The sequence below is a fragment of the Blastococcus jejuensis genome, assembly GCF_039534705.1.
Taxonomy (GTDB): Bacteria; Actinomycetota; Actinomycetes; order Mycobacteriales; family Geodermatophilaceae; genus Blastococcus_B; species Blastococcus_B jejuensis.
The window spans coordinates 1-24,805 of record NZ_BAAAVV010000023.1 but is presented as its reverse complement, the minus strand read 5'-3'; the positions used below and the strand labels follow the sequence as shown (position 1 = coordinate 24,805).

At 71.5% G+C, this 24,805-nt stretch carries 24 protein-coding genes and 1 other RNA gene; 14 read left to right on the top strand and 11 right to left on the bottom strand.

The window, feature by feature from the left end:
- Nucleotides 1-117: 117 nt before the first annotated feature.
- Nucleotides 118-924 (bottom strand): esterase/lipase family protein, encoded by an 807-nt coding sequence (locus ABD644_RS22560; RefSeq protein WP_344691599.1) that lies wholly within the window; start codon nucleotides 922-924, stop codon nucleotides 118-120.
- A gap of 245 nt (nucleotides 925-1,169) precedes the next feature.
- Between ABD644_RS22560 and ABD644_RS22555 the strand changes: the two genes are divergently transcribed.
- On the top strand, nucleotides 1,170-2,084 hold the full coding sequence (locus ABD644_RS22555) for an alpha/beta fold hydrolase (protein ID WP_344691596.1): 915 nt from the start codon (nucleotides 1,170-1,172) through the stop codon (nucleotides 2,082-2,084).
- A gap of 81 nt (nucleotides 2,085-2,165) precedes the next feature.
- Here the strand turns inward: ABD644_RS22555 and ABD644_RS22550 are convergent, their stop codons facing one another.
- The 4 genes from ABD644_RS22550 to ABD644_RS22535 all read right to left on the bottom strand — a co-directional run bounded on the left by ABD644_RS22550 (nucleotide 2,166) and on the right by ABD644_RS22535 (nucleotide 8,050).
- Nucleotides 2,166-3,242, bottom strand: a complete 1,077-nt coding sequence (locus ABD644_RS22550) for an NAD-dependent epimerase/dehydratase family protein (RefSeq protein WP_344691594.1) — start codon at nucleotides 3,240-3,242, stop codon at nucleotides 2,166-2,168.
- Nucleotides 3,239-4,918 (bottom strand): WS/DGAT/MGAT family O-acyltransferase, encoded by a 1,680-nt coding sequence (locus tag ABD644_RS22545; RefSeq protein ID WP_344691601.1) that lies wholly within the window; start codon nucleotides 4,916-4,918, stop codon nucleotides 3,239-3,241. The genes ABD644_RS22550 and ABD644_RS22545 overlap by 4 nt, the downstream gene beginning before the upstream one ends.
- A 159-nt stretch (nucleotides 4,919-5,077) precedes the next feature.
- The gene (locus ABD644_RS22540) at nucleotides 5,078-6,049 is read right to left on the bottom strand and encodes an alpha/beta fold hydrolase (protein WP_344691592.1); all 972 of its coding nucleotides are present in this window, start codon (nucleotides 6,047-6,049) and stop codon (nucleotides 5,078-5,080) included.
- Between the two features lie 42 nt (nucleotides 6,050-6,091).
- Nucleotides 6,092-8,050 carry an FUSC family protein gene (locus ABD644_RS22535; protein ID WP_344691590.1) on the bottom strand — a complete coding sequence of 653 codons (1,959 nt, stop codon included), beginning with the start codon at nucleotides 8,048-8,050 and terminating at the stop codon, nucleotides 6,092-6,094.
- A gap of 144 nt (nucleotides 8,051-8,194) precedes the next feature.
- On the opposite strand from ABD644_RS22535, the gene ABD644_RS22530 reads away from it, so the two are divergent.
- On the top strand, nucleotides 8,195-9,010 hold the full coding sequence (locus tag ABD644_RS22530) for a Nif3-like dinuclear metal center hexameric protein (RefSeq protein WP_344691588.1): 816 nt from the start codon (nucleotides 8,195-8,197) through the stop codon (nucleotides 9,008-9,010).
- Nucleotides 9,011-9,024: 14 nt separating this feature from the next.
- On the opposite strand, the gene ABD644_RS22525 is transcribed toward ABD644_RS22530, so the two are convergent.
- Nucleotides 9,025-9,759: a hypothetical protein gene (locus ABD644_RS22525; RefSeq protein WP_344691586.1), complete on the bottom strand. Its 735-nt coding sequence runs from the start codon at nucleotides 9,757-9,759 to the stop codon at nucleotides 9,025-9,027.
- Nucleotides 9,760-9,862: 103 nt separating this feature from the next.
- On the opposite strand from ABD644_RS22525, the gene ABD644_RS22520 reads away from it, so the two are divergent.
- The 5 genes from ABD644_RS22520 to ABD644_RS22500 all read left to right on the top strand — a co-directional run bounded on the left by ABD644_RS22520 (nucleotide 9,863) and on the right by ABD644_RS22500 (nucleotide 15,307).
- A complete protein-coding gene (locus ABD644_RS22520; RefSeq protein ID WP_344691584.1) occupies nucleotides 9,863-11,617 on the top strand; it encodes a carbon starvation CstA family protein in 1,755 nt (584 codons plus the stop codon).
- On the top strand, nucleotides 11,614-12,018 hold the full coding sequence (locus ABD644_RS22515; RefSeq protein ID WP_344691582.1) for a hypothetical protein: 405 nt from the start codon (nucleotides 11,614-11,616) through the stop codon (nucleotides 12,016-12,018). The genes ABD644_RS22520 and ABD644_RS22515 overlap by 4 nt, the downstream gene beginning before the upstream one ends.
- A gap of 44 nt (nucleotides 12,019-12,062) precedes the next feature.
- On the top strand, nucleotides 12,063-12,803 hold the full coding sequence (locus ABD644_RS22510) for a zinc ribbon domain-containing protein (protein WP_344691580.1): 741 nt from the start codon (nucleotides 12,063-12,065) through the stop codon (nucleotides 12,801-12,803).
- Nucleotides 12,800-13,894, top strand: coding sequence for a bifunctional RNase H/acid phosphatase (locus ABD644_RS22505; protein WP_344691578.1), 1,095 nt, complete (start codon nucleotides 12,800-12,802; stop codon nucleotides 13,892-13,894). Before ABD644_RS22510 ends, ABD644_RS22505 begins: the two co-directional genes overlap by 4 nt.
- A gap of 96 nt (nucleotides 13,895-13,990) precedes the next feature.
- Complete coding sequence (locus ABD644_RS22500) at nucleotides 13,991-15,307, top strand: alkaline phosphatase PhoX (protein WP_344691576.1); 1,317 nt, start codon at nucleotides 13,991-13,993, stop codon at nucleotides 15,305-15,307.
- 63 nt (nucleotides 15,308-15,370) lie between these two features.
- Here ABD644_RS22500 and ABD644_RS22495 read toward each other — a convergent pair whose 3' ends face one another.
- Together ABD644_RS22495 and ABD644_RS22490 are read right to left on the bottom strand one after the other, a co-directional pair.
- Nucleotides 15,371-15,721 (bottom strand): hypothetical protein, encoded by a 351-nt coding sequence (locus ABD644_RS22495; protein WP_344691574.1) that lies wholly within the window; start codon nucleotides 15,719-15,721, stop codon nucleotides 15,371-15,373.
- 181 nt (nucleotides 15,722-15,902) lie between these two features.
- A complete protein-coding gene (locus ABD644_RS22490) occupies nucleotides 15,903-16,658 on the bottom strand; it encodes a sulfite exporter TauE/SafE family protein (RefSeq protein ID WP_344691572.1) in 756 nt (251 codons plus the stop codon).
- A gap of 176 nt (nucleotides 16,659-16,834) precedes the next feature.
- Between ABD644_RS22490 and ABD644_RS22485 the strand changes: the two genes are divergently transcribed.
- Complete coding sequence (locus tag ABD644_RS22485; protein WP_344691570.1) at nucleotides 16,835-17,551, top strand: PIG-L deacetylase family protein; 717 nt, start codon at nucleotides 16,835-16,837, stop codon at nucleotides 17,549-17,551.
- A gap of 15 nt (nucleotides 17,552-17,566) precedes the next feature.
- On the opposite strand, the gene ABD644_RS22480 is transcribed toward ABD644_RS22485, so the two are convergent.
- Nucleotides 17,567-17,770 carry a hypothetical protein gene (locus tag ABD644_RS22480; protein WP_344691568.1) on the bottom strand — a complete coding sequence of 68 codons (204 nt, stop codon included), beginning with the start codon at nucleotides 17,768-17,770 and terminating at the stop codon, nucleotides 17,567-17,569.
- Nucleotides 17,771-17,977: 207 nt separating this feature from the next.
- Here ABD644_RS22480 and ABD644_RS22475 point away from each other — a divergent pair, with 207 nt between their 5' ends.
- The 4 genes from ABD644_RS22475 to ABD644_RS22460 all read left to right on the top strand — a co-directional run bounded on the left by ABD644_RS22475 (nucleotide 17,978) and on the right by ABD644_RS22460 (nucleotide 20,476).
- Nucleotides 17,978-18,241 (top strand): hypothetical protein, encoded by a 264-nt coding sequence (locus ABD644_RS22475; RefSeq protein ID WP_344691566.1) that lies wholly within the window; start codon nucleotides 17,978-17,980, stop codon nucleotides 18,239-18,241.
- A gap of 28 nt (nucleotides 18,242-18,269) precedes the next feature.
- Nucleotides 18,270-18,670: RNase P RNA component class A (rnpB, locus tag ABD644_RS22470), an RNA gene on the top strand.
- 418 nt (nucleotides 18,671-19,088) lie between these two features.
- A complete protein-coding gene (locus tag ABD644_RS22465) occupies nucleotides 19,089-19,853 on the top strand; it encodes an abortive infection system antitoxin AbiGi family protein (protein ID WP_344691564.1) in 765 nt (254 codons plus the stop codon).
- A 275-nt stretch (nucleotides 19,854-20,128) separates the two neighbouring features.
- Nucleotides 20,129-20,476 carry a hypothetical protein gene (locus ABD644_RS22460; protein WP_344691562.1) on the top strand — a complete coding sequence of 116 codons (348 nt, stop codon included), beginning with the start codon at nucleotides 20,129-20,131 and terminating at the stop codon, nucleotides 20,474-20,476.
- Nucleotides 20,477-20,522: 46 nt separating this feature from the next.
- Here the strand turns inward: ABD644_RS22460 and ABD644_RS22455 are convergent, their stop codons facing one another.
- On the bottom strand, nucleotides 20,523-21,617 hold the full coding sequence (locus ABD644_RS22455) for a tyrosine-type recombinase/integrase (protein ID WP_344691560.1): 1,095 nt from the start codon (nucleotides 21,615-21,617) through the stop codon (nucleotides 20,523-20,525).
- Between the two features lie 308 nt (nucleotides 21,618-21,925).
- A complete protein-coding gene (locus tag ABD644_RS22450) occupies nucleotides 21,926-22,138 on the bottom strand; it encodes a helix-turn-helix domain-containing protein (protein WP_344691559.1) in 213 nt (70 codons plus the stop codon).
- Nucleotides 22,139-22,354: 216 nt separating this feature from the next.
- On the opposite strand from ABD644_RS22450, the gene ABD644_RS22445 reads away from it, so the two are divergent.
- Together ABD644_RS22445 and ABD644_RS22440 are read left to right on the top strand one after the other, a co-directional pair.
- The gene (locus tag ABD644_RS22445; protein WP_344691557.1) at nucleotides 22,355-22,609 is read left to right on the top strand and encodes a hypothetical protein; all 255 of its coding nucleotides are present in this window, start codon (nucleotides 22,355-22,357) and stop codon (nucleotides 22,607-22,609) included.
- A gap of 592 nt (nucleotides 22,610-23,201) precedes the next feature.
- A complete protein-coding gene (locus ABD644_RS22440) occupies nucleotides 23,202-24,701 on the top strand; it encodes a YobI family P-loop NTPase (RefSeq protein ID WP_344691555.1) in 1,500 nt (499 codons plus the stop codon).
- Nucleotides 24,702-24,805: the final 104 nt, after the last annotated feature.

Below are 24,805 nucleotides of genomic sequence, written 5' to 3'. Positions count from 1 at the left end.
CGGTGGGCGCACGATCTGACCCTAGGAATCCAACCCGTTCCAGGCGGCGAGAGTGCTGACCCACCGGCCGCTACCGGCGCCGAACCTGCCAGAGACCGGCGGGCCCGGTAAGCCCCATTAGGCGGCGGTGTGGGTGGCGACCGGGTCGCAGGGCTCGGGCAGTGCCGGCTTCGGGAACGCCGGGCGCAGGAACAGCGGCGCCTTGAACGGCTTCCACGCCCCTTCGGGCTGGGCCAGCCGGTCGGTGATCGCCCACAGCGACGCGGGGTGGTGCCCAAGCCCCAGGTGGCTGGCCATGACGGCGATGTTCTCGCAGCGCTCGCCGGGGGTGTTCAGGCAGGTCTGCCAGTGCACGATGCCGTCGAAGTGGGAGTAGATCGAGGTCGCCGGCATCGACAGCGGCTCGGCCTCGTTCTCCAGGGGGAACGTGCGGTGCTCCACGTGCAGGTGCGAGAACCGCTCGAACACCTTGGCGGCCCGGGTCTGCGTGTGCCGGGCGATGCGGAACGGGCTGCCCAGCGTGATCACCTGGCGGACGGCGCCGGGAGCGCGTCGGGCCAGGTCGCGGGCGAAGATGCCGCCCAGGCTCCAGCCGATCAGCGAGACGGGGCGGCCGTACTCGTCGTTGAGGTGGTCGATCTTGTCGCGCATGCCCTTGACGCAGGCGGCGGTCGGGCCGATGTTGCGCCCGAGCCCCCACCCGTGCACCTGGTAGCCCAGCTTCCGCAGGGTGACCCGCAGCGCGCGGGTCGAGACGTCGTCGGCGAGCAGGCCGGGCAGGACGAGCACCGGGTGCCCGTCGCCTCGCGGCAGGCGGGGTACCAGCGGGCGGGCGGCGAGGTACAGGCCGTAGTCGGCCACCGCGCGCCCCGGCTCGCTCAGGTAGAGCGGGAGTGCGGGCCCGTCAGCCTGTCGTCGTGCCACTGGATCCTCCTGCGAGCCGACCGCCATTGGTACGGACCTGTACCAAGATGGCCCTCGGCTCAACCGCTGTTCGTCTTACGCGCGGGCAGATGTTGCCCAAATGTGTCCTGCGTCATATCTGCCTGTCATCGAGAGGGTGTACTCGCCTCCGAGCACCGGCGGAACCCGGATGCGCACCGGTCCGCAGACCGTGGCACCGTACTGGCGGGTAACGAGCGGGTCGCCGCCGTCGGAGGGAGACGCACATGACCGAGGGGACGCCGACCGAGCACGTGGCGCCGGGGCAGAGCCGCACCGTCGACATCGACGGGCCGGTCCACTATGTCGACTTCGGCGGGCCCGACGACGCGCCGGCCGTGGTGCTGGTGCACGGGCTGGGCGGCTCGCACCTCAACTGGGACCTCTTCGCGCCGCTGCTCCAGCCGCACGCCCGTGTGTGGGCCCTCGACCTGCCGGGCTTCGGCCGCAGCGAGCCCGGCGGGCGGAAGGCCAGCGTGCACGCGAACGTCGCCGTCCTGCAGCGGTTCCTGGCCGACGTCGTGGGGGAGCCGGCCGTCCTCATCGGCAACTCGATGGGCGGCATGCTCTCGATCCTCGCCGCAGGCGAGCGACCCGACGCCGTCACCGGCCTGGTGCTCCTCGACCCGGCGATCCCCGGCCCGCGCCGCGCGCTGGACCCGCTGGTCGCCGCCATGTTCGCCCTCTACGCCGTGCCCTTCGTCGGCGAGCGCTTCCTCGTGTGGCGCCGGTCGAAGCAGTCCGAGCTCGCCCGCGTGCGCGAGATGCTCCGGCTCTGCGGGGTCGACCCCGACGCACTGCCGCCCGAGATCGTCGACCGGTCGGTCACGCTGCTGGCGGAGCGCGAGGACGTCGACGGGATGGACCGGGCGTTCCTGGCAGCCGCGCGCTCGCTGGTGAAGCTGCTCGTCGACCCGCGTCGCTACCGCAGGGCCATGGCGTCGATCGACGACCCGGTGCTGCTGGTCCACGGCGACCGGGACCGGCTCGTGCCGGTCGCGGCGGCCCGCGACATCGCCCGGCGCCACCCCGACTGGCGCTACCTCGAGATGCCCGGGGTCGGGCACGTGCCACAACTGCAGGTGCCCGAGGAGCTGGCCCGGGAGGTCCTCGACTGGATGCGCACCGTCGTCCCGGCCTGACCGCTCTCGGTCCGGCCCAACGGTGTGCGCTGGTCGGCAGAGATGTGCATCAGGACTGCCGGGTAGCGCCCACCGTCCTGGCTAGGGGCGCGGGCGGAGGGTGTCGCGCAGCGCCTCCAGGCCGGTGTACCTCGGTCGCCACCCCAGCTGCTCCCGGGCCCGCGTGGTGTCCATGATGACCGGGCGGCCGGCTGCCTCCACCCATTCCGCCACCGGGGGCAGGAACGGCAGCCGGGCCACCGTGCGGGCGGCGGCCTGGGCGGGCGCGGCGGGGATCCGCAGCGGCAGCGCGCCGAACTCGCGGGCGACGTCACCCGCGGTCAGGACGCCGTCGCCGGCGATGTTGTAGGCGCCCGGCGGGCCGGCCCCGACGATGCACAGCTGCAGGGCGCGGCCGACGTCCTCCTCGTGCACGAACTGCATCGTGTGCTCGGGCACGACGACGGGCACCGGGAACGGCAGCCGCCGCGGCCGGCCGAAGAGCCGGCGGCCCAGCGGCGCGAGCGGCCCGGGCAGCACGTCCTTGCCGCCCATGACGTTCGGGCCCAGCACGATCGGGGGCCGCAGCAGATAGACGTCGAGCTGCGGGTGCAGCTCGGACTCGCCCTCGAGCAGCGCCTCGAGCTCCGCCTTCTCCTGTGCGTAGAACAGCCGCGCGGCCGGCCTCACCGGCCAGTCCTCGGTGATCCGCTCGGGGTTGTCGTCGTGGAAGCCGTAGGCGGCCACCGACGACGCGTACACGAACCGCCGGACCCCGGCGTCGGCCGCGGCGCGGAAGACGTTGAGCGTGCCGTCGACGTTGATCGCGCGGGTGGTCTCGCGGGTGGCGGCGCCGGTGATCAGGAATGCCAGGTGGACGACGACGTCGACGCCGCGGAAGGCCTCGCGCAGCGCATCGAGATCGCGGACGTCGCCCCGCCGGTACTCCATCTTCGTCCAGCCGCGCGCGGCCGGGTCGAACGGGCGGCGGGCGATGCCGATGATCTTCTCGATCCGGTCGTCGTCCTGCAGGAGCGGCACCAAACCGGAGCCGAACGTGCCGGTGGGCCCGGTGACGGCCACGGTCAGGCCGCGGGTCGCGGTCTCCTCCTCGGACGTGGTGCCCCGGGGGCCCTCGCCGAGCGCTCCCGCGCCTTTCCGTCGCCGGGCTGGGCTCACCGGGCCGCCGCGGTGGTCTTCTTCGCCGCCGTCGTCTTGGCCGGCGCGGTCTTGGCCGCCGTCGTCCTGGCCGCCGCGGTCTTGGCCGGCGCCTTCTTCGCGGGCGCCTTCGCCGCGGTCTGCTTGCGGGCGCGCGTGGCCTTGGCGGGCGTGGCCTTGGCGGGGGTGGCCTTGGCGGGGGTGGCCTTGGCGGGGGTGGCCTTGGCGGGGGTGGCCTTGGCGGGGGTGGCCTTGGCGGGCGTGGCCTTCGCGGGCTCGGGCTCGGCGGGTTCGGCGGCTTGCTCGGCCGCCTTGTCGGCGCCGGCGATCGCCATCAGCTCGTCCAGGCCCCGCCGGATGCCGTTGGAGAGGACGTCGATGTCGGGGAAGGCGTCGAAGTCGGCGTTGATGCCGAACGTCATCGTGTTGAGGTAGGAGAAGATCCCGATCGAGCAGCGCGTGCCGCCGGCGATCGGCACGTAGGCGTGCGCGGAGACCATCCGCTTGCCCAGCACGTACAGCGGGATCCGCGGCCCGGGCACGTTCGTGGTCACCGCCTGGCACCAGAACTGGCCCGCCTGCAGCGCGGCGCGCACGCCGAGCGAGAGCAGGGTGGGGGCCACGAAGTCGCCCATGGCGATGATCGACCGCGCGTCGACGGCCTGCATCGTCTTCTTGTACTCGTCCATCTGCCCGCGGATCGAGGCCAGCCGGTCCTTCGGGTCGGGCAGGCCGACCGGCAGGTCGACGAACACCGCCGAGACGCGGTTGTCCTGGACGTTGCGCTCCCCGGGACGGCGGACCGACACCGGGACCATCGACCGGACCACGAGCTTCTCCGACGACAGCTCGCCGCGGGCCTGGAGCAGGTCGCGGAAGCCGCCGGTGATCGCGGCCAGGACGACGTCGTTGACCGTGCCGCCGAGCGCCGTCCGGACCGACTTGAACTCCTCGAACTTGCCGGCCGTCCAGGCCCACCGCCGGTGCGGGCCGATCGGCCCGTTGAGCGAGCGGGCCGTCGGCGTGACCGCCTGCTTGGCCAGCGACGGCACGGTCTGCGCCGCGGTCTTCCCCTGCTCGGCCAGCTCCTTGGCCGCGCGCACCGCGCTGCCCACGCTCGGCAGGGACGACAGCTGCGCCAGCGGGTGGGTGATGGTCTCGGCGACCGACTCCGCGACGATCGACAGGGTCGACGGGTTGCGGCGGGGCGTCCAGCTCTTCGGTTCCTCGTGCTTGGCGTCGGGCTCGAGGTCGAACATGAGCTGCATGAGGTCGGTGCCGGCGATGCCGTCGACCATGCAGTGGTGGACCTTGGAGATGATCGCCCAGCGGTTGTCGGCCAGGCCCTCGACGAGCCACAGCTCCCACAGCGGCTTGGCCATGTCCAGGCGCTGCCCGAGCACCCGGCCGGCCAGGTTGCGCAGCTGCTCGTCGCTGCCCGGGCCCGGGACGGCGGTGTGCCGCACGTGGTACAGGATCTGGAAGTGCGGGTCGTCGACCCACAGCGGCCGGCCCAGCTGCATCGGCACCGGGCGCACCCGCTGGCGGTAGCGGGGCACCAGCGGCAGCTTGCTCAGCAGCAGCCGCACGACGTCGCCGTAGGACGGCGGCGGACCGTCGAACACGGCGACCGACCCCACGTGCATCGGGGTGTTCTCGCTCTCCGCGAAGAAGAAGCCCGCATCGAGGGCGCTCATCCGGTCCACGTTCTGCTCCTCGCCGCCCCCTCGCGTCGCTCGCCGGGGGGCCGTTTCCACGTCGTCGGGTGGCCGCTGAAGTTATGCGTGCCCGCAGGTCACTGCAACCTGGGACCGGTGGTGTGGATCACCGTCCCACCTGCCCGTCCGCCCGTCGACCTAACCGGCCAGGCGTCGACGCTCGCGCACCCGATCGAGCAGGTCGAGCAGCGCGCGGTCGACGAGGGCGGCGCGGGTCAGGTTGACGCTGTGCCCCGCCCCGGGGACGACGACGAGCTCGGCGTTCCCACCGATCTCCTCGGCGATCCGGCGGCCGTGCGCGGCCGGGGTGAGGCGGTCGTGGCTCGCCGTCACCACGGTCACCGGGACCCGGCGCAGCACCTCCAGGGCCTGCGTCTCGTCGTGGTCGAGGAAGGTCGCGTAGAACGCCATCGCCACCGGGTACGGCGTCTCCTCCAGCAGTTCCTGCACCAGCCGCACGTTGGCCAGGTCGGCGTCGTCGGCGCCGAACAGCAGCCGCCGGGTGAGGCGCCGGCCCAGGCGGGTGCCGCGCCGCCGGAACCGTTCGAGCAGCGGCGCGATCCACTGCAGCACCCGCAGGTAGAGGGAGAGCAGACGCAGCTTCCGGATCAGCTTGACGAACAGCCCGAGCAGGCCGGTCTCGACCAGCCCGCCGGCCGACGTCGCCAGCAGGAAGACGCCGACGATGCGGTCGCCGAACAGCTCCGGCCGCTGCCGCGCGAGCGCCATCACGCTCATCCCGCCCATCGAGTGCCCGGCCAGCACGACCGGGCCGGTCGGGCAGGTGGCGTCGAGCACCTCGCCGAGGTCGCGGCCGGTGCGGTCGATCGTCGCCTCGGGCAGCGGCGTGCTCGCCGAGCGGCCGTGGCCGCGCTGGTCGAAGAACACCAGCCGGGCCCGGTCGCGCAGCGCGGCCCGCTGCAGCTCCCACTCGACCAGGCGGGCGGTGAACCCGTGGGCGAAGACGACGCTCAGCTCCGAGTGCGGGTCGCCGTCGACCTCGACGTGCAGCCGCACGCCGTCGTCGGTGACCACCGTCTGCGACCCCTCCGGCGGGGGATCGGTCGGCGAGGGCAGGGCGATGGGGTCGAATCCGGACGGCACGCTCACCGTTCCAGTGTGACGGCTGGTCACAGGCACGTGGGGGTGAGCTCAGCCACGACGCCCGGGGGAGTTCTCGCGGACCAGCCGCCGGGCGGCGTCGACCTCGCGGGCGACCGGGGCGAGCACGCCCTCGGCGAAGATCTCCGCGTCGTCCGGGGTCTGCGCGCTGCGGACGTCGTCCTCCAGCCTGCGGATCGCGCGGCGCAGCACCGCCACCTGCGCGAGGTCGGGGGCGGGCCCGCTCTCCCGGGTGGTGATCACCGCCTCGGTCACGGCGTCGGACGTGCGCTCCAGCTGGACGATGACCGGCCACCACGCGGCGGCACGGTTGCTGATCGGCGGCGGCTCGGCGAGCCGGCGCTGCAGCTGGGTCTGCAACTCGGTGAGCGCGCGGTAGTTGCGCCGCCGGGCCCGGCGCCGGTCTGCCGGGCTGCCGGTGAACGCCGCCTCGACGAAGGCGTCGAGGCTCGTCGTGGCATCGCGCAGGGCCTGGTCCAGCGGCGCCCGCCAGGTCTGCGGCCAGAGCAGGTAGCCGAAGACGAGGACGATGCCGCAGCCGATGAGGGTGTCGGTGAGCCGCTCGAGCACGAGCCCCGGGTCGTGCGGGAGGGACAGGTCGAGCATCAGGATGATCACCGGGGTCTGGAACACCGAGAACAACCCGAAGCTGGCCGCCCGCGCCCAGGGAAGCACCGCCGCGAACAGGGCCATCGCGACGAGCAGCCACGGGCTGCGCGGCAGCACCGCGAGCAGGGCGGAGCCGATGAGGACGCCCAGCAGGGTGCCGGCACCGCGCTGCACCGCTCGGCCGAAGACCGACCCGAAGTCGGGCTTGAGCACGATCGCGACGGTGAGCAGCACCCAGTAGGGACGACCGGTCGGCAGGAACTGGCGGGCGACCTCGGCGACGCTCATGCACAGCGCCAGCCGGACGGCGAACGCGCGGCCGTCGGGGCTGGCCAGGGTCCGGTCGGCCAGGTCGCGCAGCCGGGTGCGCAGGTCGACCGGTGCCCGGACGGCGGCGGCGCCGGCGCGTTCCTCCGGATCGCCGACGACGTTCCACACCAGCCGGACGCCGTGCCGCACCGCGCGCCGCGTGGGGGTGCCCTGCTCCAGAGGCGGTGGGCGGTCGGCGGGCAGCTCCCCGCCGTCCTCGAGGGCGGCCGCCAGGGCGCGGACGGCGGCGACGTCGTCGGGATCGGCCGGCTCGCGCGCCCGCGCGGCGGCCACCGCCCCCTCGACCAGTGCCGCCGCGGAGTTCAGCACCCCCGCCAGCTCCGAGAGCTCACGCACACGGCCGGCGGTGTGGCTGCGGCTGCGGATGACCCGGTCGTACCCGTCGTTGAGCGCGCTGGTCAGCGCGCGCCGGGCGTCCTCGGCCCGGTCGGTGCCGCTGGCCTCGAGCAGGTCGGCGATGCGGCCGAAGACGGCGGCGACGGCGCCGCGGTCGGGGTCGAGTGCCTCGCTGCCCGACTGGACCAGCGTGCCGGCCGTCGACCAGACCGCGCCGACGAGGAAGAAGCCGACCTCGGTGGCCAGCGGCAGCCCGGAGACCAGGCCGGAGGAGAGCGCGGTGTAGACGAGCAGCTGCAGCGAGCCCAGCGACAGGGCCGAGTTGACCTGGCTGATCAGCGCCGCGGCGGCGGACACCAGGGCGATCACGAGCACCGGCGTCCAGCCGCCGCCGGTCGCGTAGGTGCCGACGAGCAGCCCCAGCACGCCGAACGCCGTCCCGGCCGCGATGCGGCGCAGCCGGTCGCGCAGCGGCGCGGGCTGCGGCGCCTGGGTGGCGACCAGCGCACCCATCGTCGCGAAGACGCCGGCACTGAGCGTCGGGCCCGGTTCGATGCCGCCCTCGACGGCGACCGCGACGGCCAGCGGCGCCGGGATCGTGACGGCGAACCGGACGACGTCGCGCCACGGCACCGGCGGGCGCCCCGTGCGGACCAGTTCCTCCAGCCACGCGGGGGCGGTGAAGCCCCGAGCCCGCCCACCGCCCTGCGTCACCGGGGCAGCTTGTCATCGGCGCGGGCGTGCTCCCGGGACCGCCTCACCCCCCGGCGAGATCTGCACACTCGCCCGGTTCGCGCAGCTGAAGCGGGCCAGTGTGCAGATCTCGCCCGGCAGGGGAGGGGCCTACAGTCCGGACCCGTGCCCGAGCCGCTCCGCGACGTGATCGCCGCCCTCGACGCCCGCTACCCCCCGTCGCTCGCAGAGGGGTGGGATGCGGTCGGCCTGGTCTGCGGGGACCCCGCCGAGCCGGTGCACCGCGTGCTGTTCGCCGTCGACCCGACGTCCGCCGTCGTCGACGAGGTGCTCGAGACCGGCGCCGACCTGCTCGTCACGCACCACCCGTTGCTGCTCACCGCGGTGCACGGCGTGCCCGCCGACGACCCGAAGGGACGCCTCGTGCACCGGCTTGTGCGGGCCGGTGCCGCGCTGTTCGTCGCGCACACCAACGCCGACCGCGCGCCCGACCACGGCGTGAACGACGCACTGGCCGCCGCGGTCGGGCTGACCGACGCCGTGCCGCTGGAACCGACGGCCGCCGACCCCCGGGCGGGCCTGGGCCGGGTCGGCCGGCTGGGGGCACCCGTGTCCCTCCGGGAGTTCGCCGAGCGCGTCGCGGCGGCGCTCCCGGCGACCGCCGGCGGCGTGCGGATCGCCGGCGACCCGGACCGGCCGGTGCGCACGGTCGCGGTGTGCGGTGGCAGCGGCGGATCGATGGTCGACGCCGCGGTTTCCGCCGGGGCCGACGTGCTCCTGACCAGCGATCTCAAGCACCACGCGGCGTCGGAGGTGGCCGAGTCGAGTGGCCCCGCGCTCTGCGACGTCGCGCACTTCGCCTCGGAATGGCCCTGGCTGCCGGTCGCGGCCGACGTGCTGCGCCGCGACCTGTCCGGTCGGGTCGAGGTCGCCGTCTCGACCCGGCGCACCGATCCGTGGACCTGGCGGACCGGGGCCTGAGCCGCGCGCCGGGGCTAGGCGTGACCGGCGGCGCGCAGCCCGCCGATGCACGCGCGTTCCAGCGCCCGCTGGCGGCGGACACGGGCCAGGACACCGGGACGCGCTTCCAGCGCACGGGTCGGGGCCGGCCGGGTGACCGAGAACGAGCCGTCCGCGTACCGGCCGGCGGTGGTGTGGACGGTCCACTGCTCGACGTCGGGCACGGAGATCTCCTGACCGACGAGCACGGCCGGGCCGCCGACGGCGGGACCACCGTGCAGTTCCAGGGGGGACGCGGCCCAGTCGGTCACGCGCACCGTGCGGACGTGCAGTCCCTCGTCCTCGACCCCCAGGACGGCGTCGAGGGGACTGTCCCGGCGTCCACCCGCGGCCACCCGGACGTCGTCGAGCAGGAGGATGAGCCGGGGCAGGTACCACCAGTTCTCGCGGCGCAGCATGTGCGAGTCGGCCAGCGCCCGGGACGGCGGGTGCTTGCGCAGTTCCTGGTCGAGCAGCCGCTCGGTGAACAGGCTGCCGTCGCCGTCCTCGACCAGGGTCGGCCGCCCGGTCGCGACCATCGGCCGCCACGCGGAGCCGGTGAGCCGCGGGTCGGAGAGGACGAGCGCGGCGGTGTCGCTCGCCGCCGCGGCGCGGGCGACGTCGACCTGGGCCCAGGGCAGCGCGACGGCCGGCCGATCCCCGAGGACGAGGGGGACCACCCCGACGGCGGCCGGAGGGCCGTTGGCATCTCGCCATAGCAGTTCGGCCACACCGGCAGCGTGAATTGCCGAGCCTGCGGTTGTGACGTCCATCGCCTCGTTGTCTACTCGCGTGTGACGGCGGCAACGGGGCCGCCCGGATCGGGGAGTCGCCATGCCGGCGTTCGTCGTGGCCGCTGTGGTCGGGGTGCTGTTCTTCCTCGGCTACCGGTACTACTCCAGCTACCTGGCCAAGAAGGTCTACGCCCTCGACCCGGTCTACGTCACGCCGGCGCACCAGTTCAACGACGGCGTCGACTTCGTCCCCACCAACAAGCACGTCCTCTTCGGGCACCACTTCACCTCGGTGGCCGGCGCCGCGCCGATCGTCGGCCCGGCCATCGCGGTCTTCTGGGGGTGGGGACCGGCGCTGGCCTGGATCGTCCTGGGCACGATCTTCGCCGCCGGCGTGCACGACTTCGGCTCGCTGGCCGTCTCGGTCCGGCACAAGGCCAAGAGCATCGGCACGCTGGCCGGCGACGTCATCAACGGCCGCGCCCGGATGCTCTTCCTGGCGATCATCTTCTTCCTGCTGACGCTGGTGAACGCGGTGTTCGCCGTCGTCATCGGCAATCTGTTCGTCGCCCAGCCGGGGGCGGTGATCCCGATCGTGGTCGAGATCCCGCTGGCCATCTTCATCGGCGCCTACATCTACCGGACGAAGTCCTCGGCGCTCCTCCCGTCGATCGCCGGCGTCCTCGTGCTGTACGCGCTGATCCTGGTCGGCAACGCCTACCCGATCTCCCTCGACGGCTGGGCCGAGGCCCTCGGCTTCGAGCAGACCCGCAACCTGTGGGTGATCCTGCTGTTCATCTACACCTGGGTCGCCTCGCGCATCCCGGTGTGGGTGCTGCTGCAGCCGCGCGACTACATCAACAGCCACCAGCTGTTCATCGCGCTCGGAGTGATCGGCCTCGGTCTGATCGTCGGCATGAACCAGATCCAGGCGCCGGTGGTCAACGACGTGCCGGAGGGTTCGCCCAGCTTCTTCCCCTTCCTCTTCATCACCATCGCCTGCGGGGCGATCTCCGGCTTCCACTCGCTCGTCTCGTCGGGGACGACGTCGAAGCAGCTCGACAAGGAGACCGACGCCCGATACGTCGGATACATGGGCGCCGTCGGGGAGGGCTCGCTCGCCACCGGCGCGGTGCTCGCGGCAACCGCGGGCGTGGCCGCGTCCCAGGCCGACTGGGAGGCGCTGTACCCCGACTTCGCCACGGCCTCCGGCGGAGCCGTAGGCAACTTCGTGAGGGGGGTCGCCGAGTTCGCGAACAACCTCGGCATCCCCCTCGACATCGCGGGGGTCTTCGCGGCCGTGGTCGTGATCAGCTTCGCGGCGACGACCATGGACACCGGGGTGCGCCTGCAGCGGTACGTGATCCAGGAGATCGGGGAGCTGCTCCACGTCCGGGTGATCGCGCGGAACCTGACGGTCGCGACCACGATCGCGGTCGTCATCCCGCTCGTCATGGCCCTGCTGCCCGGTGGCGGCGAGGCCGGTTACACGTTCGGCGTGCTGTGGCAGCTCTTCGGCACCACCAACCAGCTGACCGCGGGTCTCGCGCTCGCCGTCATCGCCGTCTGGGTGACCCACCGCGGCCGGAACCCGGTCGCCGTGCTGGTACCGCTCGTGTTCCTGCTCGCGATGACCACGTGGGCGCTGATCCTCAACCTGCGCAACTTCATCGAGGCGGAGCAGTGGGTGCTGGCCCCGCTCGACCTCGTCATCTTCGTCCTGGCCGTCTGGTTGATCGTGGAAGCGGCGATGGCACTGCGCAAGGCCTTCCGGGAGCCGCGGGAGCCGGACGAGGTGGCCGCCACCGACACGACGGGGTCCCTGACCGACAGGACGGGTGAGGCCCGGCGGTGACCGCACGCGTCGTCCTGGTCCGGGGCTCGCGGTCCGCCGCAGGCGGCGGAGGCGGATGCTGCAGCGGGGACGTCCGGCCGTTCGACGCCGGCGGCGACGCGGCCCACTGCCACACGCCGCCGGCGGACGACGTGGGAGCGGTCTACCGGGCGTTGCGGACGGCACTGCCCGACGACGTCGCCGTCGAGATCGTCTCGCCGTCCAACTGGCTGTGGCTGCTGCCCGTGCTGGTGCGCGACGGCCGCCGCCGCGGGCTGAGGGGCGCGGAGCTGCGCCGGTCGGTGCGGGCCGGGATGGCGGTGTCGTCGCTGATCGTCGACGGCGCCGTGCTGGCCTCCGGAGGGCTGCCTGCCCCCGACGACGCGGTGGCCGCGGTGCTGGCGGAGCGCGCGCGGGCCTGAGCGGCGGCCCTCGGGCCGCGCCGGCCTGCCGGTAGGTTGGCCGCGTGAAGGCCGACCACTTCGAGCAGCAGAAGCTGCTGGACCTTGCCGCCGAAGACGTCGCGCTGACCCAGCTGCGGCACCGCCGGGCGAACCTGCCCGAGGTCGTCGCCGTGGAGACCGCGCAGGAGACGGAGCGGGCGTTCGCCGCCGACGTCGTCCGGGCCGAGACCGAGGTGCGCGACCTCGGCCGCGAGGTCAAGCGGCTGGAGTCCGACGTCGAGACCGTGCGCCAGCGGGAGGACAAGGACCAGCGGCTGCTGGACTCCGGGAGCGTGTCGCCGAAGGAGCTGACCAACCTCCAGCACGAGCTGGACTCGCTCAAGCGGCGGCAGACCGACCTCGAGGACCAGGAGCTCGAGCTGATGGAGCGCCTGGAGGTCGCCGAGGCCTCGCTCGCCGCCGCGCAGGAGGGGCTGGCGAAGGCGGTGGCCGACCTCGAGCGGGCCCAGCAGCTGCGCGACGACGCCCTCGCCGACATCGCCGACTCGACCACGCGGCACGAGTCGGCGCGCGCGGCGGTGGCCGGCGAGTTGTCCGCGCCCCTGCTCGCGCTCTACGACCGCATCCGCGCGCAGACCGGCACCACCGGCGCCGCGATGCTCAAGGCGCGCCAGTGCCAGGGCTGCCGGATCGAGCTCTACGGCAATGAGCTGGCCTCGGTCCGGAACGCGGATCCGCACGAGGTGGTCCGCTGCGAGTCCTGCGGCCGGATCCTGGTGCGGACGCCCGAGTCCGGCCTGTGAGCCGCCGGTTCATCGTCGAGGCCGACGGCGGGTCGCGGGGCAACCCGGGCCCGGCCGGCTACGGGGCCCTCGTGCGCGACGCCGACACCGGCCGGGTGCTCGCCGAGCGGGCGGCGTCCGTGGGGCGGGCCACCAACAACGTGGCCGAGTACGGCGGGCTGGTGGCCGGGCTGCAGGCGGCGCTCGACCTGGACGCGACTGCCGAGGTCGAGGTCCGGATGGACTCCAAGCTCGTCGTCGAGCAGATGTCGGGCCGCTGGCAGATCAAGCACCCCGACATGCGGCAGCTCGCCCTGCAGGCGCAGAAGATCGCCCGGCAGCTGGGTGGGGTGCGCTACACGTGGGTGCCGCGGGCGCAGAACGGCGCCGCCGACGCGCTGGCCAACAGCGCGATGGACGGCACGCCGGTGCACCGCGACGCCGCCGCCGAGCCCAGCGTCGCCGAGGACGACGTCCAGCCGGTGCCCGAGCGCGCGCCGCTGGTCACCACCGTCACGCACCTGCTGCGCCACGGCCAGACCGAGCACACCCCGGAGCGCCGGTTCAGCGGCCGCAACGAGCTGCCGCTGTCGCGCACCGGGCGGGCCGAGGCGGAGGCAGCCGCCGTCCGGGCCAAGGAGCTGGGCATCGACGTCGTCGTCGCCTCGCCGCTGCGGCGGACTCGGGAGACCGCGGAGATCGTGGCCGCCGCCGTCGGGCTGACCCCGGAGTTCGATGACGACCTCGTCGAGCTCGACTTCGGCGACATCGAGGGCCTGACCTTCGAGGAGGCGCGGGAGCGGCACCCGCTGGCCGCGCGCCGGTTCGGCGTCGACGTCACGGTGGCCGCGCCGGGCGGCGAGTCGGTGGCCGACGTGAGCGTGCGGGTGGCGCGGGCCCGGCGGCGGATCCTGTCGCGGTACGCCGGCCGGACCGTGCTCGTGGTCAGCCACGTGACGCCGATCAAGCTGATGCTCGCCGCCGCGCTGGACGTGGGCGACGAGATCGTGCACCGGGTGTTCCTCGAGGCGGCGTCACTGTGCACGGTGGCCTGGTCGTCCGACGGGCGGTCCTCGGTGCGGCTGATGAACGACACCGCGCACCTGCGCTGAGGTGCGCTCCCCGGCGCCAAAGCGGACGCGATCGGCTGGTGACGGCGACCCTGCCGGGGACTAGTCTGCCGACCTCCGGGCAGAGGGAGTGCGGCCATGGCCAGGCGTTCCGCGATCCTCGTTCTATCGGCAGCGATGGTGGTGGCGAGCCCCACGGCCGCGATGGCCCGGCCGGGGTCCGGCCCCGGGCCCCTGGTGCCCGACGCCCTGATCAGCTTCCCCGCCGGGTACGGCTACACGACGCTCATCACGTCGTGCGTGACGCCGACGAGGTCGACCGAGAGCGGCGTGGCGTTCCCGTACCCGGACGACCCGGACGGCAACGTGCTGTTCCAGGGGCCGCGGGGGGAGTACTGGCTGCTGAACAACGCGGAGCTGACCCAGCCGCGGGCCGGTGACTTCCAGGGCGACGCCCTCAAGTGCCACATCGACGAGCAGACGCCGGGGGACGACGACTCCGACGGCTGGGGCTCGGTCCAGCGGATCGTGCTCGGCCGGGACGGGACGACGGTCACGCGCGTCGACGTCATCGAGACGGGCCTGCACAACCTGTGCGCGGCGGCGAAGACACCGTGGAACACCTTCCTGACCAACGAGGAGTTCCCGTTCATCGTCGACCCCCAGCAGCGCTCGGGGTGGGTGTGGGAGGTCGACCCCGCGACCGGTGAGCGGACCCGCCTGACCGGGATGGGCCGCTTCAGCCACGAGCAGGAGGCGTTCGCGTCGGGCGACTGGTACCTGACCGACGACCGCGGCGACGCCCGGTTCATCTACAAGTTCGACCCGCGGCGGGCACGTGACCTGACGACCGGTGACCTGTACGGCCTGGCCTTCGACCGGACGACGGGAACGGGGACCTGGGTCGGCCCGCTGAACCCGCTCGACCCGGATGCCGACATGCGCGCCCGCGGCTACGACCCCCTTGTCTCGGGCTTCGCCAAGGCCGAGGGCATCGTGGCGACCGCGAGCTCGGACGGCCGCGGCGGTAACGCCGTCTACTTCACCGAGTCCGGCGCGGGCGGCGACCCGGGCCGGGTCTGGCGTCTCGACCACCTCGGCCACGGGGCCGTCCGCGGCCAGGTCGTCGTCGAGGGCGACTTCGGCCGCCTCGGCCGCCCGGACAACCTCCGGTTCAACGACGCCGGCGACCTGTTCATCATGGAGGACCACAGCACGAGCGACTTCGCGCGCGGGGCGACGGGCAACGTCAACCAGGTCTGGGTGCTGCCGCGCCAGCAGCAGGGCGCCCAGAACCTGGTCCTGCTGGCGGAGACGCCCGACGAGCCGACCGGTCCGTGGTTCTCGCCCGACGGCAGGCTGCTCTACCTGTCGGTCCAGGCGGAGTCGCCGCGGGTGAGCCACGTCATCGCGGTGCGCGCCCCGTCGAACTGGAACCGGCCGATCGACCGCTAGCTCGCCCGTCGCCGGGCTGGTCGGCTGGCTCCGGAACGTGGCCGCCTCCGCAGCCCACCACGCTCAGGTCTTGTGGTGGTGAGCCCAGGCGAGGACTGCCAGTGCCACGAGGAATCCGACGATGGCGAGGGCCACCCCGTAGGTGACTCCCGCCTCGGCCAGGGACGACGTCGCGCCGAGCACGGGGAGGTCGACGACGGCACCGCACCCGAGCGGAGGCGTCTGGCCCGGGGCGATCGAGATCGTTCCCGGCGTGCTCGTCCACGACTCGCAGATCGCCGTCACCGCGGTGTCGTCGTTGCTCGCGTAGAGGGCGGCGCCGAGCAGTCCGGCCAGGGTGCCGGCGCCGGCTCCCGTGACGGCGGACTTGCCGAAGTCCAGCGCCCACCCCTGGGCCTCGTCCGCGACGCTCATGTCGTCCCCCCGTCGTGCGCAGCGCGTGGCCAGGAGTGTGGGGGCACGCGAGCGGAGGGGATGGTCCTCGGTCGCCGGAACGGCGGGCCCTCGTGCGCCGTCACGCCGGGTCAGCGGCGGTGTGCCCTGTGGTCGCGGTGTGGGTGACGCGGCAGACCCGGGACGACGATCCGGCGGCTGGTCAGACCCGGAGGAACAGGTAGATCGAGACGGCGACGCCGAACGTCACGATGAACACCCGCAGGGGAGAGGTCGGGATGCGGGTGGCGATCCGGGCACCGAGGAACCCGCCGACCAGGGCGGCCGGCGCGGCCACCGCGACGAAGACCCAGTGCACGGGACCGAACAGGGCGAAGATGACCAGGCTGATCGTGGCCGTCACGGCCGACAGGACCGACTTGAGCGCGTTGGCCAGCTTCAACCGGTGCAGAGCCACGCCCAGGACGCCGACCAGGATCACGCCGAGCGCCCCGCCGAAGTAGCCGCCGTAGACGGTGGCGAAGAACAGCGCCACGTAGAGCCAGGCGGAGTCGCGGTGGGTTCCGGTGTCCTCGGTGCGCCGGAGCCGCGTGGTGAGCAGCGGCTGGACGGCGAGCAGCAGGCTGGCCAGCAGCACGAGGATCGGGACGACGACGTCGAAGGCCTCCGACGGCGTGGTCAGCAGCAGCACGCTGCCCGCCGTCCCCCCGAGCAGCGCGACGACGGAGAACCGGATGATCCGGCTGCGCTGACCGGCGTACTCGGCCCGGAAGCCGGCGACCCCGCCGAGGTAGCCCGGCCACTGGGCGACGGAGTTGGTCACGTTCGCCTCGACCGTGCCCAGGCCCAGGGCGACCAGGGTGGGGAACAGGATCAGCGACCCGCCGCCTGCGACGGAGTTGATGCCGCCGGCCAGGAAGGCCACCCCCGCGGCGATGAGCAGGTCGACGGCGGACACGATCGGCCACCCTACGGCGGTGCCCGTCGCCCGGCTGGTCGGGGCGTGGGCGCGTCACGCGTTCACCGGAGCCGCGGTGCGGTCGCGGGAGCCGCCGTGCAGCGCGGCTCTCGGAACGTCACGGCGGCTCTCGCGATCATGTTCCGCTGCGACGGCCCGCCCGGCAGACTGCGCCCATGCCGACCCCCATGCCCGACGACTGGCAGCGCGCCCTCGTCATCGCCGCCCACCCCGACGACATCGAGTACGGCATCGCTGCGGCGGTGGCCGTGTGGACGGCGGCGGGCAAGGAGGTGCACTACCTGCTGGCCACCCGCGGCGAGGCCGGGATGGCCGGGGTCCGCCCCGAGGAGGCCGGGCCGCTGCGCGAGGAGGAGGAGCGGCGGTCGGCCGCCGTCGTCGGGGTCACCGAGGTGGAGTTCCTCGACCACCGGGACGGCGTCCTGGTGGAGGGGCCGGAGCTGCGTCGTGACCTGGCGGCGGCGATCCGCCGGCACAAGCCCGAGCTCGTCGTCACCGGCTACTTCGGCGCCACCTGGACGCCGCCGGGGGTGTCGCCGGCCTACGTGAACTCCGCCGACCACCGGGCGCTGGGCCAGAGCGTCATGGACGCCGTCGCCGACGCCTCCAACGAGTGGATCTTCCCTGATCTCGCCGAGGAGCCGTGGCGCGGCGTCCGGTACATCGCCGTCGGCGAGATGCTCGACCCACCGCACGAGGTGGACGTCAGCTCGGCGGTCGAGCTCGCGGTCGCCTCGCTCGCGGAGCACCGGCGCTATCTGGAACTGCTCTCGGACGACCCTGTCGACATGCAGGCACGTCAGGTCGTCGACATGTCGACGATGACCGAGGACGGACGGCGCCGGGTCGGCTTCCGGCTCTTCTGGGGGTGACGGGCTAGGCCCGGATCAGAGATCGCCGCGGCTCCTGGCCCACGCGTAGAACGCCAGGGCGGGCCAGGTGAGCAGGAGCACGGCCAGGACGATCAGGCCCAGTTCCTGCCATCCCAGACCCGCCAGGCCGCCCGCGACGAGCAGCAGGGCGAGGAGCACCGCGGCGAGCGTGAGACCGGACCGCTGCGGGGTGCGGGAAGTGCTCGGCTCGAGCGTCATGCGCGGACGGTAGTGCGTCCCGCACCCGAAAGGGTCGTCTCCGACACGCGACCGTGGCGCGGCATCGAGTACGTGTCGACCGAGCTGACCAGCGACGCCGGGGCGGTTTCCGGGCTGCACTTCGCCTGACGCCGTCGATCGTCTTGCCCCCGGTGCTCCGTGCCAGGAGGATCCGCGTCCCTGCCCGCCGTTCCAGAGGAGACCCGCGTGTCCCGACGCCGCACCGTCAGCATCGTCCTCGGCCTGACCGCGTCGGGGTTCCTGGCGAGCGGGTGCTCCCTCGTCGGCTCGTACGACGTCGGCGACTGCGTCTCGGTGAACGGCGGCGCCGTCGAGGAGGTCGACTGCGACTCCGCCGACGCCGACCAGAAGCTCGGGCAGTACCCCGACGACTGCGCGGACGGCGAGCGGGCCCTCGTGCTCAGCCGCGGTGGCGACGAGAAGTACTTCTGTCCCATCGACGTGGAGTGATCACCACTAGACTGGCCGGCACGACGGACGAGTCGGCTGGGCGGTCGCGTCGGCGGGGGAGACCCCGTCGCCGAGGAACGTCCGGGCTCCACAGGGCAGGGTGGTCGCTAACAGCGACCCGGGGCGACCCGCGGGACAGTGCCACAGAGAACAGACCGCCAGTGCTCGCACTGGTAAGGGTGAAACGGCGGTGTAAGAGACCACCGCACACCGGGTGACCGGTGTGGCTCGGTAAACCCCACCCGGAGCAAGGTCAAGAAGGGACGGCGGTTCGCCGTCGTCCTGCGCAGGCGTTCGAGGGCGGCCCGCCCGAGCCTGCGGGTAGACCGCTGGAGCCTGCCGGCAACGGCAGGCCTAGATGGATGATCGCCCATCGGGAGGCCGCGAGGCACCCGTGGACAGAACCCGGCGTACAGGCCGACTCGTCCGTCGCCCACCGCTGACCTGCGCCTTTGGGGTCAGTCGGCGGCGTGAGTCCGCACAGAGTCCGCAACTTGGCGGACCCCGTAGTCGACCGCGGCCTTCGTCCGGTCGTCGGAATAGGCCCGAGATGGCTGTAGGCGTCGAGGGTCTCAGCATCTGACGCCTGCCCAGCCGTGCCGGGAAGGTCTTGGCCGACGACCTGACGATGAGCAAGCTCGCGTGGACGTGCCGCAGCGAGTGAAGCGTGACGAACCGTCCTGGCGGGCTTCCAGCGTGGTGAGGCAGGTGATTGTCAAGGCCCTAACGCGGTCTCGCGTGGCGAGAAGCGCGTCGAAGCTGTCCTCCGCGCATTCTGAACCCTCCGCCCGCCGAAACACTAAGCTTAATTGAGCTCGGGGGCTGACGCGACAGGGAGTCATCTGGCATGGACGACATCGAGGATTTGCTACATCGGCGTACCGATCTGAGCACTTTTCTGGTCCACCTAACGCGTGACACTAGGAAGCACGATGCGCGAGACAATCTGATGAGCCTGCTCGAGGACCGGACGATTCAGGCGCGAACGGCACTCGGGATGGCGGCGAGTCTCGATGAACATCTGAAGGACACGGCCAAAACCCAGCGCGTCGTCTGCTTCTCGGAGACGCCGCTGGAGCATTCCTGGATGATGGTCAGGGACATAAGAGGGAGGCGGCAAGAGTTCAAGCCCTACGGTATCGTATTCAGCAAGTCGTTCTCTCGCCGGCAAGGATGCAATCCGGTCTGGTATTTAGATATCACGACTGGACATCCCTGGCTCACCGGTCCCGTTAACGACCTGGTTGCTAAGGCAAAGGCGGCGAGCAAGGGACGTCTTGGGCGCCTAAGAGGGGAACTCCTCGCCATGCAGGAAATCTTCCGTCTGACGCCTTTCATTGAGCAGATGGGCAACCCTTCAGGAACGCGCAAAGAGTTTTGGTGGGAACGGGAATGGCGTCACGTAGGCGACTTTGAATTCCGACCTCGAAAAGTGGTCGCCGTACTGGCACCTGAGACGGACCACGAAGACCTTGCGGATGAGATCGCCGCCATCGACGTCGCTTGGGAGGCGAGGCGCGTGCCACTGCTGGACCCGACGTGGGGTTTGGAGCGCATGATCTCCGCACTCGCTCGCATCGACCCCGACGACGCTGGCCCCTGGCCGGAGTGACATCCCGCTGCTGTCGGAAGGTTAATGGCCTACGACGCCATATGCGACGGCGCACTCCGTCGCTGCAACGCAGTGGCATAGAGCGGGTGCGAGCGGCCAGTGCCGTTCGCGGTTCGCGTGTCGCTATGGTCACCCGGTCGCGGTCGACGCTGTCGAACAGCTCGCGCGGCGCGACGTGGTAGACCCTTTTAGCCATCCGCGATTACGGTAGCCGCGGGGTGCCTGACTACGCTCGGGAACCCACCCAGTCACTTTGGAAGACAGGAGGAGTCAGCATGGATGACCGCATCAAGCAGGCAGGACAATTCATAGAGAGCGCCGTGAAAGATGCTATTGGCCAGAAGGTAAGCGAGCATGGCGACCACATGTTCCAAAGCGGCTTCAGTAGTGCTGCTGGTATCACTCTCCGTCGTATCGACGCGAAACTCGAGTCCTTCGAGGAGCGGATGAAGGGTTCAGGGCTCACGAAGACCGAACAAGCGGTCTGCGCTCAGCTCGACGAGCTAAAAGCCGAAATTGAGGCCGACTGCGACCGCTTCTGGCGAGGCAGTGGCGTGGAATGGCGTCCTCCAAAGCAAATCGCAAAAGGCGTTCGCAGATCGACCCAAGAGCCGCAGTTGTAAAACCGACTCGCTCTCAACACTTTGTCGCAGACCTGCGCTCATGGGGTCAGTCGGCGGCGTCATTCCACGCAGACTTCTCAATTCGGCCGAGGACGGAGTCGACGGCAGCCCTCGTCCGGTCGTCCGAATCGGGCCAGAGATGGCTGTAGGTGTCGAGGGTCTCGGCGGCCGACGCGTGGCCGAGTCGGGCCTGGACGGTCTTCACGGATTCGCCGTGCCGGATGAGCAAGCTGGCGTAGAAGTGTCGCAGCGAGTGCGGGGTGACCCCGCTCAAGCCGGCCCGCTTGACCGCAGGCTGCCAGACGCGGTCGGAGAAGGCGGTCCGGCGGATGGGCGTGCCCAGCTCGGTGGTGAAGATGAAGCCGTCCGTCGGCCATGCCGCGAGGTGCGCCGCCAGGGCGTCGACGACGACCTGGGGGAGTGGCACGACTCTGACCGATGCTTGTGTCTTCGGTGGCGCGAGGTACGGCGCCCGGTCCGGCATCGTGACGAGCTGGCGGTCGACGGTGAGCTGCCGACGGAGGAAGTCGACCCGGTCGACCGTGAGACCGAAGACCTCGCCCTGCCGCAGTCCGGTTCCGGCCGCCAACGTCACGAGCGCCCGGTAGCGGTCAGGCATGGCTTCGGTGAGCGACTGCACCGCCTCGAGCGTCATGGGCTCGACGCGCCGTCGGTGGATCTTGGGCAGCTTCGTCCCCTCGCACGGCGAGGCCACGATCCGACGGTCCCGGACGGCAGTCTTGAAGATTCCGGCGAGGATCCGATGGATGACCCCGACGGTCGCCGGCGCCAGGTCGAGGGACAACCTCTTGACGAGCCCTTGGACGTCGCTCGGCAGCACGGACGACAGCCGCTTCTGGCCGAGGGTCGGGTAGACGTGGCGACGCAGCATCGTCTCGACGTGGGCCGCTGTGGTCGGCCGGTGGACCTGGCTGGTACGCCACTGCTCGGCGAACTCCCGGACTGTCACGCGGCCGGCGGCCGGATCGACGTACTGCCCGGTCACCATCGCGGCGGTCATCTCGTCGAGCCACCGCTGGGCGTCGACCTTCCGCGTGAAGTGCCGGGCGTGCTCCTTGCCGGTCGCGTCCCGGAAGCGCGCCCGGTGGGTGCCGTCGGGCCGGCGAGCGATGCTGGCCACGACATCCCCTTCCTGTCGGCCGTCGTCAACGGATGACGTGTGGACCGCCAGTCGCGGGCATAGCGCAGTCGGGCCGGCTCTGGTGCCCCGCGCAGACGATCTGTGGACCGGCGCCACTCCTGTGGACATTCCATGGGTCGGTGGTGACTGCAGAAGGACTGGAGAGACGCGGTGGCTCACCGGAAGTCAGGCTGCACGGCCGATCTCCAGTCCTTCTCCAGTACTCGAAGGCAGCCCTGAGCCTCCGGAGTGTCGCGCCGTCTGGACGGGCCGCAGTCGCCGGCGAGCGCGGACAGATCGTGCGGCTTCTACCGGGAGGCCTGGGCCTCGCGTTGTTCGGCGAGCCAGTCGAGGAGATCCGCGCGCGAGTAGACGACCCGGCGGCCGAGACGGAAGCCGGTAGGACCGATGCCGAGGTGGCGCCAGTAGCGCAGCGTGGCGACGGGCGTCCGGAGCAACTCGGCCGCCTCCGCCACGGTCAGCAGCACCGGGGCCTCCTCGTGCGAGCCGGCGTGCGTCACGGGGCCTCCCACTGTCGGTCGGAAGCAGGCGACCGCAGCTGCGCCGCCCAGCACCACCGAAGCTCGCCTGCTCTAGTCCCAGGCTGCGGGGCAATCTCCAGTCCTTCGCCAGGTGGCTCCGAGAAGCTGCCCGCGAGCCTGCCGGGCTCGGCACCCCGCGGCCGGGGGATGGAGGCTGCGCTTCGAGGAGTCGGCTCAGCCTCCGAGCCAGGCGGCATGCTCCTCAGCGCGTGGCGTTCAAATGGGTTGACCTGCCGCCGCCTGATCGCGGACGAACGGGCGTCGCCCGTACGCCTGCTGGACGACATTCAGCGCGGCACCCAGCTCTCGAAGGTCCCTGTTGTAGACGCGACCGTCGTCGAGCTGATGAGCCAGCTCGAGAAGCAGTTGTGCCCATTCCCGGCGCGTCGGGGTCGCGGGTACGTGAACCTCGAGCGGACGTTCGACGACCCGTACTGCAGACCGTCCTGAAGCAGCCGCCCGAGCTTGCTCCCATGCACGCTGCCGGCAAGACGCCGAGCACCACTTCGGCAGCCGCCCCCGCGGCTTCACCTCGATCGGCTGACCGCACCAGCCGCATACGGCGGCCGCCCGCCGGCGCTCGCCTGGTGTCGGTGAAGGCTGGTGAGGGAGACGCTCGTCGACCTGGCCGTGCTCCTGTTCTGAGCGTTGCGGACGCTGTTGGACGGGCCGCGGGAGGGGCTGCCGTCGCCGGCCGGGATGCCTCGCCATAAGCGCAGCGTATTCATCACGACGGAATGTGTCAGCCCAGGTGCAAGAGGTGTGACGCCTCGTGATCTTGTGAGTCTTGAGTGCTGCTCGCGACAAGGACGGTTGCTGCGAGTAGGCAGGGCCCGCCCTTGAGGGCCGTCTGGGCTTAGAGCTTTCGGTGGCCTGAAGGCGGCCTTAGGGACGCTCCGCCCAGGTTTCTATTCCCCGCTTGTGTAGCTGCGCGCCGCCGACCGAGGTTCCTCGCCGCGCGCAGCTATGGATGGATCGCTGAGACGACGCGTCCAACGGGATGTTCAGCGCGCGTCGACCGCTTCTGTCAGTGGTCCGCGTCATGATCGACCAGATGAACGACCCGAAGAGCAGTCGGTCCAATCCCCTTGCCGGGGGTGGCGCCGCCAGTGCTAGCGCGGCCGCCACTGTGGTCTCGCTGAAGTCGCTGGCTCCTCACTTCGTCGAGTCGCAGCACGGGACCTACCTGAGGCGCCTGAACGAGGTCATCAAGGATTCTCGGAACCGCAACATCGCGCTCACCGGGCGCTACGGGACGGGTAAGTCGAGCATCCTTGACAAGTTCGAAGAGATGCACGAGAAGGCGACCCTGCGGCTGGCAATTCACACTCTGGGCCCGGAGGGCGATGGCGACTCGACGACGAACCGGATCCAGAAGGAGCTGGTGAAGCAGCTGATCTATAGCGCATCACCGAAGACCCTGCGGAGGTCGACCTTCGCCCGCTGGGCACCCCTCTCTCTGCGTCGCGCGGGCATGGAGGCCTTTGGGATCGTCTCTCTGCTAGGTGTGCTCTTGGCGCTGTTGGGGTGGCTCCCAGACCTGGCAGGAGCTGGCGAAGGTGAGCCCTGGGTCCAGCGGGTGGCGATCTGGGGAGCGTTCGCGGCGGTGGCAGTTTTCGTCATGACGGGTCTCCGGCTGCTGATGCACGGTCGCGTCATCTCTGATGTGTCCGCGGCAGGGGCCACGGTGTCGCTGTCTGAGCGGACCCTCACGTACTTCGACAAGTACCTAGACGAGATCGTCAACTACTTCGACGCCCAGTCCCCAGACTTCGTGGTGTTCGAAGACCTTGACCGATTCGGCGACCCGCACATCTTCGAGGCGCTTCGGGAACTGAACACCCTGCTCAACAGCACGCCAAAGCGGATTGAGAAGGGCGAGCCTCTTCGGTTCATCTATGCCGTGCGGGACAGTCTCTTCGAGAAGCTTGGTTCGGACACCAAGGCTGAGAACGACGACGCGGCCACGGCGGAGACTCTGAGGGCAAACCGGACGAAGTTCTTCGACGTCGTGATCCCGGTGGTGCCATTCATCTCGCATCGCAACGCCAGGGATCTCCTGCACGACCTGCTCACGGACGCGAAGATCACCGGCATCGACCGGCCGTTAATGGACCTCGTCGCCCAGCACGCGACCGACATGCGACTCCTCGTGAACATGCGCAACGAGTACCTGGTGTTCGCCGAACGTCTCTTGAACGTGGACAACCAGGCGCCCGGCTTGACCCCAAACGGTCTGTTCGCGTTGGTCGCCTACAAGAACTTCCACCTTGAGGACTTCGAGCACATCTCGCGCCGAGGCAGCAACCTGGACGATCTGTACCGCTACCACCGGGACCTCGTACGGACATCTGTCGCGAGGCTGGATGGGCGCAAGCGCGACCTGATGAGGGGCCGCGGCCGCGCGCACGCCAAGGCGGACGTCGCAGTACGGCTCGGTGAGCGGCTGCGCGCGGTAGGGGAGGCTTCGAAGCGATTGTCGCCCTATTCCGGCTACAAGCTCCGCTACCAAGTCGGTCGGGACTGCCCCGACTTCGGTTGACTCGTCGGGTTGGGGTTAGGCCGCGACTGCGGCGTGGGTGAGTGTCTCGTATTCGACCGGCGTGAGTCGGCCGAGTCGGCGTTGCCGCCGGCGGCGGTGATAGG